The organism is Pseudomonas azotoformans, from assembly GCF_001579805.1.
Lineage (GTDB): Bacteria > Pseudomonadota > Gammaproteobacteria > Pseudomonadales > Pseudomonadaceae > Aquipseudomonas > Aquipseudomonas azotoformans_A.
Genome location: NZ_CP014546.1, coordinates 5,709,327 through 5,724,348 on the forward strand (window position 1 = coordinate 5,709,327; position 15,022 = coordinate 5,724,348).

The 15,022-nt window shown below is 61.6% G+C and carries 10 protein-coding genes; 2 read left to right on the forward strand and 8 right to left on the reverse strand.

Annotated elements, in window-relative coordinates; translation table 11 throughout:
• Positions 1-29: 29 nt before the first annotated feature.
• Together cysS and AYR47_RS26195 are read right to left on the reverse strand one after the other, a co-directional pair.
• The gene (gene cysS, locus AYR47_RS26190; RefSeq protein ID WP_033903216.1) at positions 30-1,418 is read right to left on the reverse strand and encodes a cysteine--tRNA ligase; all 1,389 of its coding nucleotides are present in this window, start codon (positions 1,416-1,418) and stop codon (positions 30-32) included.
• An 18-nt stretch (positions 1,419-1,436) separates the two neighbouring features.
• Entirely contained in the window at positions 1,437-3,137 is a 1,701-nt protein-coding gene (locus AYR47_RS26195; protein ID WP_061448951.1) for a glutamine--tRNA ligase/YqeY domain fusion protein, read from the reverse strand.
• Positions 3,138-3,385: 248 nt separating this feature from the next.
• Here AYR47_RS26195 and AYR47_RS26200 point away from each other — a divergent pair, with 248 nt between their 5' ends.
• Positions 3,386-3,889 carry a peptidylprolyl isomerase gene (locus AYR47_RS26200; protein WP_016977438.1) on the forward strand — a complete coding sequence of 168 codons (504 nt, stop codon included), beginning with the start codon at positions 3,386-3,388 and terminating at the stop codon, positions 3,887-3,889.
• On the forward strand, positions 3,886-4,635 hold the full coding sequence (gene lpxH, locus AYR47_RS26205; RefSeq protein ID WP_033903218.1) for a UDP-2,3-diacylglucosamine diphosphatase: 750 nt from the start codon (positions 3,886-3,888) through the stop codon (positions 4,633-4,635). The genes AYR47_RS26200 and lpxH overlap by 4 nt, the downstream gene beginning before the upstream one ends.
• 92 nt (positions 4,636-4,727) lie before the next feature.
• Here the strand turns inward: lpxH and AYR47_RS26210 are convergent, their stop codons facing one another.
• The 6 genes from AYR47_RS26210 to AYR47_RS26235 all read right to left on the reverse strand — a co-directional run bounded on the left by AYR47_RS26210 (position 4,728) and on the right by AYR47_RS26235 (position 14,960).
• Positions 4,728-6,257: a DHA2 family efflux MFS transporter permease subunit gene (locus tag AYR47_RS26210; protein WP_033903219.1), complete on the reverse strand. Its 1,530-nt coding sequence runs from the start codon at positions 6,255-6,257 to the stop codon at positions 4,728-4,730.
• Positions 6,257-7,456 (reverse strand): HlyD family secretion protein, encoded by a 1,200-nt coding sequence (locus tag AYR47_RS26215; RefSeq protein ID WP_061448952.1) that lies wholly within the window; start codon positions 7,454-7,456, stop codon positions 6,257-6,259. The genes AYR47_RS26210 and AYR47_RS26215 overlap by 1 nt, the downstream gene beginning before the upstream one ends.
• Positions 7,457-7,471: 15 nt before the next feature.
• On the reverse strand, positions 7,472-8,920 hold the full coding sequence (locus AYR47_RS26220) for an efflux transporter outer membrane subunit (protein WP_061448953.1): 1,449 nt from the start codon (positions 8,918-8,920) through the stop codon (positions 7,472-7,474).
• Positions 8,917-9,390: a MarR family winged helix-turn-helix transcriptional regulator gene (locus tag AYR47_RS26225; RefSeq protein WP_033903222.1), complete on the reverse strand. Its 474-nt coding sequence runs from the start codon at positions 9,388-9,390 to the stop codon at positions 8,917-8,919. The genes AYR47_RS26220 and AYR47_RS26225 overlap by 4 nt, the downstream gene beginning before the upstream one ends.
• Positions 9,391-9,561: 171 nt before the next feature.
• Positions 9,562-13,233, reverse strand: coding sequence for a translocation/assembly module TamB domain-containing protein (locus tag AYR47_RS26230; RefSeq protein WP_061448954.1), 3,672 nt, complete (start codon positions 13,231-13,233; stop codon positions 9,562-9,564).
• Positions 13,233-14,960, reverse strand: coding sequence for an autotransporter assembly complex protein TamA (locus AYR47_RS26235; protein ID WP_033903224.1), 1,728 nt, complete (start codon positions 14,958-14,960; stop codon positions 13,233-13,235). The genes AYR47_RS26230 and AYR47_RS26235 overlap by 1 nt, the downstream gene beginning before the upstream one ends.
• Between the last annotated feature and the right edge of the window lie 62 nt (positions 14,961-15,022).

The following is a 15,022-nucleotide window of genomic DNA, read 5'->3' on the forward strand; positions in this document are numbered from 1 at the left end:
TCGGGGCGTTTTCATTCAGCGTTTACCGATCAAACCTGATCAGCCAACCGCCAGGTCGTCCCACCCTTCCCGTCTTCCAACACCACGCCCATGGCGGTCAGTTGGTCGCGGATGCGGTCGGATTCCGCCCAGTCTTTGTTAGCGCGAGCAGTCAGACGCGCCTGAATCAGCGCATCCACTTCAGCCGCATCCACACGCCCTTCAGCGCCGGCTTGCAGGAAGTCATCAGCTTCCATCTGCAACACGCCCAGCACGCTGGCCAGCTCTTTCAAGCGCGCCGCCAGACCCGACGCCGCGTCGAGATCGCTCTCACGCAAACGGTTGATCTCGCGCACCATCTCGAACAGCACCGCGCAGGCTTCCGGTGTGCCGAAGTCGTCATTCATGACTTCGGTAAACCGTGCCACGAATGCCTCGCCGCCCGCTGGGGCAACCGAAGGCAGGCCTTTCAACGCATGGTAGAACCGCTCCAGGGCGCCCTTCGCGTCCTTGAGGTTGTCTTCCGAGTAGTTGATGGCGCTGCGGTAGTGGCTCGACACCAGCAGGTAACGCACAACCTCTGGATGGTACTTTTCCAGCACGTCGCGAATGGTGAAGAAGTTGTTCAAGGACTTGGACATCTTCTCGCCATTGATGCGGATCATGCCGCAGTGCATCCAGGCGTTGGCGTAGGTCTTGCCGGTGGCGGCTTCGCTCTGGGCGATTTCGTTTTCGTGGTGCGGGAACTCCAGGTCGCTGCCGCCGCCATGAATGTCGAAGGTCTCGCCCAGGCAGCAGGTGGACATCACCGAGCACTCAATGTGCCAGCCCGGACGACCGGCGCCCCATGGCGACTCCCAGCTCGGCTCGCCGGGCTTGGTGGCTTTCCACAGCACGAAGTCGAGCGGATCCTGCTTGGCTTCGTCGACTTCAATGCGTGCGCCAATGCGCAGGTCTTCGATTTTCTTGCGCGACAGTTTGCCGTAGCCCATGAACTTGGCGACGCGGTAGTACACGTCGCCATTGCCTGGGGCGTAGGCGTAACCCTTGTCGATCAGGGTCTGGATCATCGCGTGCATGCCAGGGATGTGGTCCGTGGCACGCGGCTCCATGTCCGGCTTGAGGATGTTGAGGCGGGCCTCGTCCTCGTGCATCGCGGCGATCATGCGCTCGGTCAGCGCGTCGAACGACTCGCCGTTTTCGTTGGCGCGGTTGATGATCTTATCGTCGATGTCGGTGATGTTGCGCACGTAGGTCAAGTCATAGCCGCTGAAACGCAACCAGCGGGTCACCAGGTCGAAGGCAACCATGCTGCGGCCGTGGCCGATGTGGCAATAGTCGTACACGGTCATGCCGCACACGTACATGCGCACCTTGTTGCCATCCAGCGGCTTGAAGACTTCTTTGGTCTTGCTGAGTGTGTTGTAGATCGTTAGCACAACGGCTTCCTTAGAGAATCACTGGCCCCACGAATCACGCAAGGTCACGGTACGGTTGAATACCGGGCGACCTGGTTTCGAGTCCTTGATATCCGCGCAGAAGTAACCTTCGCGCTCGAACTGGAAACGGTCTTCCGGCTGTGCGTCGCCAAGCGATGGCTCGGCACGACAACCAGTGAGTACTTGCAGGGAGTCAGGGTTGATGTTGTCCAGGAAGCTGGCGCTGTCTTCGGCCTTTTCCGGGTTCGGCGAGCGGAACAGGCGATCGTACAGGCGCACTTCGCACTCGATGCTGGCAGCCGCTGGCACCCAGTGGATCACGCCCTTGACCTTGCGGCCTTCAGGGTTCTTGCCCAGGGTGTCCGGATCGTAGGAGCAACGCAGTTCGACGATGTTGCCATCGGCGTCCTTGATCGCTTCATCGGCACGGATCACGTAGCTGCCGCGCAGGCGCACTTCGCCATTCGGCTCCAGGCGCTTGTAGCCTTTTGGCGGCTCTTCCATGAAGTCATCGCGGTCGATGTAGATTTCACGGGCGAACGGCAGCTTGCGCACGCCGAGTTCTTCTTTTTGCGGATGACGCGGCAACTCAAGGTTGTCGACCTGATCTTCCGGGTAGTTGGTGATCACGACTTTCAACGGACGCAGCACGCACATGGCGCGCGGGGCGTTGGCGTCGAGGTCCTGGCGGATGCTGAATTCGAGCATGCCGAAATCGACCACGCCGTCGGAACGGTTGGTGCCGACCATGTCGCAGAAGTTGCGGATCGACGCCGGCGTGTAGCCACGGCGACGGAAGCCCGACAGCGTGGACATGCGCGGGTCATCCCAACCGTGGACGTGCTTCTCGTCAACCAGTTGCTTGAGCTTGCGCTTGCTGGTGATGGTGTAGTTCAAGTTCAGGCGGCTGAACTCATACTGGCGCGGGTGCGCCGGTACCGGCAGGCTGTCCAGGAACCATTCGTACAGCGGGCGATGGCTTTCGAACTCCAGGGTGCAGATGGAGTGCGTGATGCCTTCGATGGCGTCCGACTGACCGTGGGTGAAGTCGTAGTTCGGGTAAATGCACCACTTGTCACCGGTCTGGTGGTGATGGGCGTGGCGGATGCGGTACATGATCGGGTCGCGCAGGTTCATGTTCGGCGAGGCCATGTCGATCTTGGCACGCAGCACGCGGGCGCCGTCCGGGAACTCACCGGCGCGCATGCGGGCGAACCAGTCCAGGTTCTCTTCCACCGAACGGTCGCGGAACGGGCTGTTCTTGCCCGGCTCGGTCAGGGTGCCACGGTATTCCTTGGCCTGTTCCGGGCTCAGGTCGTCGACATAGGCCTTGCCGGCCTTGATCAGTTCGACGGCCCAGTCGAACAGCTGGTCGAAGTATTTGGAGGCATAGCGCACTTCGCCGGACCATTCGAAGCCCAGCCACTTGATGTCGCTTTCGATGGCGTCGATGTATTCCTGGTCTTCCTTGGCCGGGTTGGTGTCGTCGAAACGCAGGTGCGTGACGCCACCGAATTCCTGGGCCAGGCCGAAGTTCACACAGATCGACTTGGCGTGACCGATGTGCAGGTAGCCGTTGGGCTCTGGCGGGAAGCGGGTGACGATCTGCGTGTGCTTGCCCGAATCCAGGTCCGCCTGGATGATCGGGCGCAGGAAATTGACCGGGACGGCAGGTCCGGCCTTGGCATTCGAGGTAGGGTCGACAGTGGGCTTGCTCATAGGATCCTTGAACAGACAAGTACGTGGCCGGGCTAGGCCGACAAAACAAAGGCGATATCATAGCCGATGCTGTCAAGTACCTGACAGAGCGAGGCCAAAAACTGCTGCATTTATTGCACCGGCGGTAAAAAACCACCTCGAAATTCCTGCAGGGCACGCTAAACTGCGCGCCTTGGCCGCAGTTTCGCCATATCGGTTGTGGTGCCCAGGCACCCAAACCCACGAATTCCCTGAAAAGAGTAGTGAACATGACTCAAGTCAAACTGACCACCAACCACGGTGACATCGTCATCGAACTGAACGCCGAGAAAGCGCCGATCACCGTCGCCAACTTCATCGAGTACGTGAACGCCGGCCACTACGAAAACACCGTTTTCCACCGTGTCATCGGCAACTTCATGGTCCAGGGCGGCGGTTTCGAGCCTGGCATGAAAGAAAAGAAAGACAAGCGTCCAAGCATCCAGAACGAAGCGGACAACGGCCTTTCCAACGACAAGTACACCGTCGCCATGGCCCGTACCATGGAGCCGCATTCGGCCTCCGCGCAGTTCTTCATCAACGTCGCCGACAACGCTTTCCTGAACCACAGCGGCAAGAACGTGCAGGGTTGGGGTTACGCGGTATTCGGTAAAGTGACCGAAGGCCAGGACGTCGTTGACAAGATCAAAGGCGTGCAGACCACCGGTAAAGCCGGTCACCAGGACGTTCCGGTAGAAGACGTTATCGTCGAGAAAGCCGAGATCGTTGGGTGATATTGCTGATTTCAGATTTGCATCTGGAAGAGGAGCGCCCGGATATCACCCGGGCGTTTCTGGATCTGCTCCACACCCGCGCCCGAGGCGCCCAGGCGTTGTACATTCTGGGGGACTTCTTTGAAGCCTGGATTGGCGACGATGGGATGACGCCCTTCCAGCGCTCCATCTGCGAGGCTCTGCGCGAGCTGAGCGACAGCGGCACCCCGATTTTCATCATGCACGGCAACCGCGATTTCCTGATCGGCAAGGCGTTCTGCAAAGCCGCAGGTGCCACCTTGCTCAAGGACCCGAGTGTCGTGCAGCTCCATGGCGAGCCCGTGCTGTTGATGCACGGCGACAGCCTCTGTACCCGCGACGTCGGCTATATGAAGCTGCGACGCATCCTGCGCAACCCCATTGTGTTGTTTATCCTGCGCCACCTTCCGTTGAGCACCCGCCACAAGTTGGCGCGCAAGCTGCGCAGCGAAAGCCGGGCGCAAACGCGCATGAAGGCCAACGATATTGTTGATGTCACCCCCGAGGAAGTGCCACGGGTGATGCAGCAGTTCGGCGTGCGCACCCTGGTCCACGGCCACACCCACCGCCCCGCCATTCATAAGTTGCAGATTGGTGACCAGGCGGCCAAGCGCATTGTGCTGGGGGATTGGGACAAGCAAGGGTGGGCATTGCAGTTGGATGAGCAAGGGTTTCAGTTGGCGGCGTTTGATTTTGTAAACCCGCAGTTGGCGCTACCCGGAGCCTGATACACCGCGTTCCGGCTCGCTCTTTTGTGGTGAGCGAGCTTGCCTCGCGCGGGGCAAGCCCGCTCACCACAAAAGCAGGGTCAACCTACCAGTTAGTGGCCGGAAGCTGCCGGCCCCGCCTTCGCGGTAAACGGCGGCTTCGCCAACCACACCAGCAACATCAACCCCATGAACATCCACCCTAGCAACGTGAAGTAGTCCACGGTGGACATCATGTACGCCTGGCTGGTGAGAATCTGATCCAGCTGCGCATACGCCTTGTGCCCTGCCCCGCCCAGCGCCTGCAAGGCATCGCGGGTGGCGGAGTCGTAGGTGGTCATGTTTTCGCTCATGTACGCATGGTGCTGGTCCGCCCGACGGATCCAGATCCAAGTAGTCAGCGACGCCGCAAAACTACCGCCCAAGGTCCGCAGGAAGGTGGCCAGGCCAGCGCCATCGGCAATCTGGTGCGGCGGAAGGTCGGACATCAGGATGCTCAGGGTCGGCATGAAGAACAGCGCCACACCGATGCCCATGAACAGCTGCACCAGGGCGATGTGCTGGAAGTCCACTTCATTGGTGAAGCCAGCGCGCATGAAGCAGCTCAGGCCAATCGCCAGGAACGCCAGGCCCGCCAGCAGGCGCAGGTCGAACTTGTGCGCGTACTTGCCCACGAACGGCGACATCAACACCGGCAGAATCCCGATCGGCGCTACCGCCAAGCCAGCCCATGTGGCGGTGTAGCCCATCTGGGTCTGCAGCCATTGCGGCAGGATCAGGTTGATACCGAAGAAGCCTGCGTAACCCAGGATCAGCACAATGGTGCCGATGCGGAAGTTACGGTAGGCGAACAGCTTCAGGTTGACCACCGGGTGTTTGTCGGTGAGTTCCCAGATGATGAACACCGCCAGGGCAATCACCGAAATCGCCGCACCGATGATGATGAAGTTGGATTCGAACCAGTCCAGGTCATTGCCCTTGTCGAGGATGATCTGCAAGGCGCCGACGCCGACGATGAGGCTCAACAGCCCCACGTAGTCCATCGGTTGATGGCTGGTGACCACGGGGCGTTTCTTCAGCTGGGAACGCACCACCATCACCGCAAAGATGCCGATCGGTACGTTGATGAAGAAGATCCACGGCCAGCTGTAGCTGTCGGTGATCCAGCCGCCGAGGATCGGCCCGGCAATCGGCGCCACCACCGTAACCATCGCAAGCAACGCCAGGGCCATGCCGCGCCTCGCCGGGGGATAGACCGCGATCAGCAGGGTCTGGGTCATCGGGTACAACGGCCCGGCGACTAAGCCTTGCAGCACCCGAAAGCCGATCAGCTCGGGCATCGAGGTGGAAATACCGCAGAGGAACGAAGCCAGCACAAACAGGATGGTCGCCCACAGGAACAGCTTCACCTCGCCAAAGCGGCGGCTCAGCCAGCCGGTCAGTGGCAAGGCAATCGCATTGCTCACCGCGAACGAGGTGATGACCCAGGTGCCCTGCTCCGAACTCACGCCCAGGTTGCCGGAAATGGTCGGCAACGCCACGTTGGCGATAGTGGTGTCGAGCACCTGCATAAAGGTCGCCAGCGACAGGCCAATAGTGGCCATCAACAGGCTGGGTGGCGTGAAGGAGGCGTTATTGCTCATCAGCGTTGCACAGCCTTGGGCGAGGCGAGGCTGTTGTCATGGATCAACTGGGTGATCATGGCGTCGGCTTCAGCCAGTTGGCGGTCATACACGTTGGTGGTGAACGAAGCTTTCTGCGGCGCCTGTTGCGCCAGGACCGGGCCGCTCTGGTCGTGCAAATCGACGTTGACCAGGGTGCTCAAGCCCACGCGCAGCGGGTGCTTGGCCAACTCATCGGCGTTGATATGGATGCGCACCGGCACCCGTTGCACGATCTTGATCCAGTTACCGGTGGCGTTCTGCGCCGGCAACAGGGCAAATGCGCTGCCCGTGCCCGCACCGAGACTGTCGATGGTGCCGCTGAATTTCACGTCGCTGCCGTAGATGTCCGACTCGATGTCTACTGGCTGGCCGATACGCATGTCGCGCAGCTGGGTTTCCTTGAAGTTGGCGTCGATCCACAGCTGGTTCAGCGGGATCACCGCCATCAACGCGGTGCCCGGTTGCACACGCTGGCCCAGTTGCACGGTGCGCTTGGCCACGTAGCCGGTGACCGGTGCAATCAAGGTGCTGCGCGCATTGGTCAGGTAGGCCTGACGCAATTGCGCGGCGGCGGCCTGCACGTCCGGATGGGACGAGATCACGGTGTCATCCACCAATGCGTTGGTGGTTTTCAGTTGCTGCTCAAGGTTGGTCAGCGCGTTTTTAGCGGCGGTCAGGCTGTCACGGGCGTGGGACAGTTCTTCCTGGGAAATCGCCCCGCCCTGGGCCAGGGTTTTACGGCGGTTGAAGTTGTCCTGGGCGGTTTGCACATCGGCTTTTTGTGCGTTGACCTGGGCTTTCATACCGTCGACGTTGCTGTACAGGCCGCGCACCTGGCGCACGGTGCGGGCCAGGTTGGCCTGGGCACTTTGCAGGCCGACGGCGGCGTCGTTCGGGTCGAAGTTGACCAGCACCTGGCCTTCGTGGACCAGGTCGCCATCATCGGCGCCGATGCTGACCACAGTGCCGGTGACCAGCGGGGTGATCTCCACCACGTTGCCATTCACGTAGGCGTCGTCGGTGCTCTCGTTGAAGCGGCCGTAAAGTTCGTACCAGCCCCACACGCCTACCACCGCCAGGATGACGATCAGCGCCAGGCCGATCAGCATCACTTTGCGTTTGCGGGGGTTGTTGTCCTGGGGTTGTTCAGTTGCGTTAGTGTTTTCGGCAGTGGCCATGACAAATACCTCAAATTATTCCGAGCGGGCGGGGGTGGTCGCGGCCATGTTCCTGGCGTCGTATCCGCCACCCAGGGCCTGCATCAATTGAATCGACAGATCGATCTGCGCGGCATTCAGCGTCGCCAGCTGACGCTGGGCCTGCAGCAATTGCTGCTCGATGCTGAGCACATCCAAGTAGTTGCCGATGCCGGAGCTGTAGCGCTGCACACCGGTGTCGTAGGACTGCTGGGCAATGTCCGCGGCATGTTGCTGGGCCTGGATCTGCCGGCCGGTGTCGCGCAGTTGTGAAAGGGTGTTGCCAATATCGCCCAGGGCTTGCACCAGGGTCTTGTTGTACTGCGCCACTGCCAGGTCGTAGTCGGCGTCGCGGGCATCGAGGTCGGCGCGCAGGCGGCCGCCGTCAAAGATCGGCAGCGAGATCGTCGGCGCAATGTTGAAGAAGCGGCTGGCCGAACCGAACATCGCATCCCCCAGCAACGACTCGGCCCCGGCGCTCGCGCTCAGGTTGAGGTTGGGGTAGAAGCGGGTCTTGCTCGCGTCGATATTCTTGCCGGCCGCTTCGACGCGCCAGCGCGCAGCGATCAGGTCCGGACGACGGCCCAGCAGCTCGGCGGGCAGCACCGATGGCACGGCAACAGCGCTGGGTTTCAGCACGTTGGGCCGAGCGAGTTCACTGCCACGGTCCGGGCCTTTACCGAGCAACACCGCCAGGGCGATCTTGGCGCTTTGCAGCTGTTTTTCCGCGTCGATCAGTTGCGACTGCGAGCTGGCTTCCAGGCTTTCGGTCTGCTGGTACTGGTAGTGGCTGTCGATGCCCGAGTTCAGGCGGCGCTGGCCCAGGTCGAGCATCTGCCGGGTGCGCTTGAGGTCGTCGTTGGCCAAGTCCCGCACGATATGGGCCTGGCCCAGGTCGCTGTAGGCCTTGGCCACGTTGGCGGCCAGGGTCAGGCGCGCGGCCTGTTGATCGACCTGGGCGGCACGCGCCTCGCCCAACGCCGCTTCCCAGGCGGCCCGCTGGCCACCCCAGAGGTCGAAGTTGTAGTTGAAGCTGGCGCCGATGTTGCGCACGGTGGAGTAGGCATCGCCTTCGCCCCGTGGGTCCTGGTCTTTGGCCAGGCGCGAGCGTGTCACACCGGCGCTGGCATCCAGGGTCGGCATGCGCTCGGCGTTGGCGGCATAGGCAGCGGCTTCGGCCTGGTGGGCACGGGCGCTGGCGACTTGCATGTCGGGGCTGTTTTGCAGGGCTTCCTGGATCAGGCCGTCGAGCTGTGGGTCGCCGAGGCTTTTCCACCAGTCGGCGCTGGGCCAGGCCGCGCTCGACAGGGTCACGCCGCTCAACGTCTTGCCGGTTTGCAGGGTGCCAGCGTCGAGCCGTGTGCCTTGGGTATCGAGGCCGCTGTAGTTGGCGCAACCGGCCATGCTCATGGCCACCAGCACCAGGCTAAGTGCGCGTCTGTTCATTCATTACCTACCCGCTGGATGACGATGGCGTCACCGGCAGCTACCAGAATTTTCTTGAGGATGCGTTCCAGGGTCTGCAACTCGCCAGGCTCCAGGGCGCCGGCCAGTTCGTTCATCGACTGCGCGCCGATGTGCGGCAGCATGTCCGCCAGGCGCTGGCCATCTTCGGTGAGCACCAGCCGCACCTGGCGCCGGTCCTGCTCGGAACGCTGGCGTGCCAGCAGGCCCTTCTGTTCCAGGCGGTCGAGCATGCGGGTCATGGAGCCGCTGTCCAAGGACAGGTTGCGGCACAGCTCCGCCGGGGTATCGACGTCGAACTGGGCAATGATGATCAACACCTTGAACTGCGCGGCGGTTACACCGTGCGGCTCCATATGGGTGTCGATAATGCGGTCCTTGAGCAGCGCCGCCCGGCCTAGAAGCAGGCCAAGATGGCAGTTGCGAAAACTGTCAGGGGTGAAGTGGGGCATCGGAAGTCACCTTATTACTGCCTAGGCAGTGAATGTATGACAAGATGTTACTGCTTAGGCAGCGAATGTCAAATGGAATTATTAGCTTGCTTGGTAATTGCGCGATAAGCGGTTTTGAATGCAAGCAAATGTGGGAGCAAGCCCGCTCCCACATTTTTCACCGAGTAAGGTTTAGAAATCGCGTTTGTAGAAGATATCCAGGGAACTGGCCACACCACTGGCCACTTCCAGATACACCTTCTTGCTCAACAAGTAGCGCAAGGCGATCGTACTGGCCGGTTCGAACACCCCCACCCCATACCGCAGGCTGAGTTTCTCGGTGATCTTGCCGCTGGCCACCACGGCGGTGTTGTTGCCGCTGCCCTGGGTGTCGAGCTCAAAGTCCTGGATCCCCAGGTTCTTCGCCAGGTCCGACGTCACCCCGGCGCTGCCCATCAAACCCAAGCCCAATGCGGCCTGGGCCAGCATGTTGTTATCTTCACCGGTCGTGCTTAGCGGACGCCCCAGCACCAGATAGGACAGCGCCTGTTCCTGGCTCATGGCCGGCTCCGAGAAGATTTGCGTGGTGGGCTGTTCGGCGCTGCCGCTCAGGCGGATACCGGCGATCACATCGTCGGTCTTGCGGATCGCTTCAATATCCAGGTACGGCTGGTCCAACGGCCCGGCAAACAGCAACCGCGCACGACGAACGTCCAGCTTCTGGCCGTAGGCACGGTAACGCCCATCGTTGAGCCACAGCTCGCCACGGGTGTCCATGTTGTCGCCGATATGCACCTGGCCCTGCACCTTGGCGGTGAGGCCGAAGCCTGAGAAGTTGAGCTTGTCTTCACCCACCACTACGTCGATGTCCATCGCCATCGCCATCGGCGGCTTGCCCTCTTCGGTCTGGCTGCCGATGATCACCGTGTCATCCGAGACCTTGACGGTGGACGGCGGCAGTTCGCGTACGGTGATATCGCCGCGTGGGATGTGCACTTTGCCAGCGATGGCCAGCTTGTCGTTCTTCAGGCTGATTTTCAGGTCGGGCGCCACTTCCAGCACGGCGTAGGGTTCCACCGTGACCGGCAGTTGCGAGCCTTGCAGGCTGAGGTCCACCACCAGCGCCTGGCCCCAGTCGATCTGGCCCTTGAGGCTGCCCTGCCCGGCCTTGCCACTGCGCCAGCCACCGTTGAGCTGCACGCTTTCACCGGCAATCAGCGCCTGCACGTTCAGGCCTTCCAGGCTGATGGGCAGCTCCGGACCGGAAATCTCGCCGCCCACCAGGTTCACGTTGCCGTTGACCTGGGGCGCCAACAGGCCACCGGAGATACGCCCATTGCCATTGAGCTTGCCGTTGAGGGTTTCCACCATCGGCACAAACGGCCGCGCCACGGCGAGATCGAGGCCGACCAGGCTGAAGTTGCCGGTGATCGGCTTGTTCTTCGGCAACGGGTTGATCTGCGCCTGCACCATCAATTCGCCAAGCTTGCCGCCACGGAAATTCAGCTGCGTGTCGATACGCTTGGGATTGAGGGTGGTTTCCAACTTGAGCGTGTCGTAGGGGAAGTCCAGCCATTGGTCCTTGTCCTTCACGCGCAAAGTGCCGCCACTGGCATCCACCGCGACCACGCCTTTAGGGCCGCTGTCGGGCAGGTCCAGTTGCAAGTCGGCGTTGAGCTTGCCCTGCCAGGCGAAATCCTTGGGCAAAAACGCCGCCAGGCTGTCGATGGGGAATTGCTTGAGGTGGTAACGCAGCTTTGGCTCAGGCATCAGGCGCTGGTCTTCGCCGCACAGACTCGCCGGGCCGGACACCCAGCAGTGCGCAGCAAATGTCAGCTTGCCATCGGCCATGCGTTCGATCTTCGCCGGGGCTTGCAGCTTCCAGTCCTGGCCACCGGCTTGGACATCGCCACTGGCCAGGCGCCCGCGCCAGTTGCCTTTGTCGAGGTTGCCGTCCAACGCCAGGGCGAGCTTGACCAGCGGCCCGGCCAGGTCCAGTTGGACCTTCTGGTTCTTGATATCGCCCTGGGCGCTGGCGGTCAGGGTACCGACCTGGGTGTCGCCGGATTGGATGCCGCTGCCTTTCAGGTCGATCTTGGCGCGCTGGGCACTGTCCAGGCTGGCGTCGAGGGTAAGGTTTTGCAGGCGGTTATCGGCAAATGCCAGTTGTTGGCCCTTGAGAGCGAGCTTGCCCTGGGGGGCGTTGAGGCTGCCGGCCACGTCGAGTCGACCGTTGACCTGCCCGCGCAATTGCGGCCAGAGCTGGGCCAGGCGTGCCAGCTTGATATCAATCTGCCCGGCCAGGCGCTGTTGCAGGCTGCCGCTGCCATTGATGCGGTTGTCTCCCAGGCGGATATCCAGGTTGGCCAGCGTCCACTGCTCGCCCGCGCCTTCCGCCTTGACCGCCAACACAGCGGTTTGCCCACGCAGGCGGCCCTTGAGGTCGAGGTCGGCGTTCAGCTTGAGTTGCTCGTTCTTGAACTCGCCCTTGCTGCGTAGCGGCCCGGCCAAGGTGCCCGGCAGTTCTGCGACCCAGTACGCCGGGTTCAGCGCCGACAGGTCCAGCGCGGTGTCCCAGGCAATGCCGTCGGCGAATTGCAGGTTCAGGTGGCCTTCGGCCTTGCCTTGGCCAGCGGTGAGTTTCAGCTCGGGCAGGAAAATTTGCTTGAGGTCGCCACTGAACGGCGTGACCACATTGAACTTGCCCGCCGGGCCGTCGAGGTCGGCCTTGAGGTTGCCCAGGTAGTTGCCGTCCTTGTAGGAAATCTCACCATTGAAAGTACGCAGCGCGACTTGTGGCTCGTCGATCACCGGGTAGAGGCGGTGCCAGGGGAAGTCCAGCCAGTCGATCTTGGCGTCGGCGCTGAAGCCCTGTTGCCAATCCAATTGGGCCGTCAGCTTGAGGCTCTGTTTGTCACCGGCATTCAGGTCCAGACCGGCGATCTGCGCGCCCTTGGCGTCGACCCGACCTTGCAGCAGCAAGTCCACCGGACCTTTTTCCGCAGGCAGCACGGCCTTGCCCAACAGTTGGTAGCCGCGGCTCAAGTCGCCTTTGGCGGTGAGGTCGAGTTGATTGAGTTGCAGGGTGTCGGGCAGGTCGGCGCTGGGTTTGAAACCGTCGGCGGTGATGTGCACCTGGGCTGGAAGGTTGTCCGCCAGCGGTTGCAGTTCGCCCGTGAGCTTGGCAGGCAGGTAACCGCTGCTGTCGGCGTCGAGCTTGAGGGTCTTGAGCAGGTCGCCTTCAACCTTGAGCGCCACCTTCCACGCTGCGCCGCCCGGTGCGTAGGGCAGGCTCAGGTTACCGGTGACGCTCAATGGCCAGTCGCCGGTGGGTTGCAGCAGGCCGGCGAGGTCCAGCACCAGGTCATCCCGTTGCAGGTGTACCGAGTCGATCTGCATGCCGGCCGCCGTCCAATGCGCCGCGAGTTGAAGCCCCTTGAGTTCTTCGCTGCCATTAAACAGAAGGCTGCCAACGCGAACGTCGCCCAGCTGGATGGCTAGCGGCAGTTTCAAATCCGGCAGTTGGATCGGACCGCTGCTTTCTTCGGTGCTCGGTGGAAATTGCAGGCGGACCTGTTCCACATCCAGTTGATTGATGCACAGCGTCATGCGCAACAGGCACGCCGGCGACCAATCAAAGGTGGGGGCCTTGAGTTCGACGCGGCTGCTGTCCTGCTGCCACAACAAATGGTCGGCGCTCCATTGGCCACCCAGATGCCCTTGGAAATTTTCTACCGTCAAACCCGGTACACGGCCCAACGCCCAGCGGCTGCCCGCCTGGGTGCCGAGCACCGTCCACACTGCCAACAACAGCACGGCAAGGATGGCCACCACGGCCAGCCCCGCTATTTTCACACCACGCATCACAGCTCAGGCCCCATGGAAAAGTGCAATCGAATGCCGCCCGGATCTTCGAGGGCATGGGCCAGGTCGAGGCGGATAGGGCCGACCGGCGAAACCCAGCGGAGACCCACACCGACGCCGGTTTTGAGGCTGGGCATTTCCAGGGTATTGAATGAGTTGCCCTGATCGATAAAAGTTGCGACCCGCCATTTCTCGGCGATGGAATATTGATATTCAGCGCTCAGGGCCACCATGTAACGGCCACCAATGCGATCACCGCGGTCGTTCTCGGGCGATAGCGTCTGGTACTCGTAGCCCCGCACACTCTGGTCACCACCGGCAAAGAAGCGCAGCGACGGCGGCACCGATTTGTAACCGTTGGTGGCACTGCCGCCCACCTGCGCACGGGCGAGAAAGCGGTGGTTGTCCCACAGGGTGGTCAAGCCTTTGACCATGGCCGTGCCATAAAGCAAGTTGGTATCGGACCCCAGGCCTTCTTTGGCGACCTTGGTGTCGAATTGCAGGCGGTAGCCGTTGTGCGGGTCGATGCGGTTGTCGCTGCGCAGGTAGGAATAGCTGACGCCCGGCATCACCAGGTTACTCAGGCCGGAGTCATTGCCCAGACGGTATTCTTCGCGCTGGTACTTGAGCGAAATCACCCGGGTCCAGCCGCTGGGCAACTTGCTGTGCCATTCAGGGCCGAGGGTCAGCAATTTACTGACCGTATCAGTGTTGGCGATTTCTTCGTTCTGGTAGCCACCCGCAAAACGCAGCTTATCGGTGAGCGGTGGGTCGAGCGGGATGTCGTACCACAGGCCGACGTTCTGCCGGGGCGCCGACAGCTCGGCTTCCCAGCCATAACTGTGGCCCTGGGGGTTGACCCAGTGCCGGGTCCAGTTGGCTTTGCCGCGCGGGCCGACGTCGGTGGAAAAACCCAGGCCAAGCCCCATGGTGCGCGGCTTGCGGGTTTCCAGGCGCACGGCCACCGGGATGATGTCATTGGTTGAGGCGGCGGGAGCAGCGTCCACGCGCACACCTTCGAAGAAACCACTGCCTTGCAGGTTCTGGTTGAGTTCGGCGATCAGTTCGGAGTCATAGGGCGTGCCACTTTTGAACGGCACCATGCGTTGCAGCAGGTCTTCGTCAAATGGCGTATCGCCAGCAAAGCTGACTTTGCCAAGGGTGTAGCGCGGGCCGCTGTCGTAGATGAGTTCGATATCGGCGACGCCAGCTTGCGGGTCTACCGCGAGTTTCTGGCTGGTGAAGCGCCCACTGAAAAAACCGTAGCGTGAGGCCTGGTTCTGGATCAGACGCTTGGCGTCTTCGTAATGGCCGTGATTGAGCACGGCGCCGGATTTGAGGTCGTTGCTGACAGGCACGCGAAAGGCCTTGAGGTCGGCGGCCTGGCCGTCGACCCGAATGGTCACGTTACGCAAATGCACCGGTTCGCCGGGGTCGATGGTGAGGATCAGGCGCGGGTTCTTGCCGCCCTTCACGTCACTTTCGATCTGTGGCTGATAGAAGCCTAGGGCCTGGGCGGCTTTGCGCGCCTGCTCCTCGGCGCCACGGCTGAACCGCAGCAAGGCTTCTTCATCACGATCGCCCACCCCGCCGATATAGCCTTCGATGTTGGCTTTCAACGCGTCGTTTGAGGGTTTGATCCGCACGTCCAGTTCGCTTTGCGCCAAGGCGCCGCAGCTTGTGAACAGCAGAATCAAGCCGCTGGTAAATCTTCCTGGAAACTTCATAGGCGCGGATGCTACACGACCTGGGGAGCCTCTTTGAACTCGGAAATGTCTGAATAATTCTG

What these genes read in the sequence shown, in the direction of transcription:
- AYR47_RS26195 (WP_061448951.1), bottom strand. Translation starts at nt 3,137, where the DNA reads ATGAGCAAGCCCACTGTCGACCCTACCTCGAATGCCAAGGCCGGACCT.
- AYR47_RS26225 (WP_033903222.1), bottom strand. Translation starts at nt 9,390, where the DNA reads ATGCCCCACTTCACCCCTGACAGTTTTCGCAACTGCCATCTTGGCCTG.
- AYR47_RS26210 (WP_033903219.1), bottom strand. Translation starts at nt 6,257, where the DNA reads ATGAGCAATAACGCCTCCTTCACGCCACCCAGCCTGTTGATGGCCACT.
- AYR47_RS26215 (WP_061448952.1), bottom strand. Translation starts at nt 7,456, where the DNA reads ATGGCCACTGCCGAAAACACTAACGCAACTGAACAACCCCAGGACAAC.
- AYR47_RS26200 (WP_016977438.1), top strand. Translation starts at nt 3,386, where the DNA reads ATGACTCAAGTCAAACTGACCACCAACCACGGTGACATCGTCATCGAA.
- AYR47_RS26230 (WP_061448954.1), bottom strand. Translation starts at nt 13,233, where the DNA reads ATGCGTGGTGTGAAAATAGCGGGGCTGGCCGTGGTGGCCATCCTTGCC.
- AYR47_RS26220 (WP_061448953.1), bottom strand. Translation starts at nt 8,920, where the DNA reads ATGAACAGACGCGCACTTAGCCTGGTGCTGGTGGCCATGAGCATGGCC.
- AYR47_RS26235 (WP_033903224.1), bottom strand. Translation starts at nt 14,960, where the DNA reads ATGAAGTTTCCAGGAAGATTTACCAGCGGCTTGATTCTGCTGTTCACA.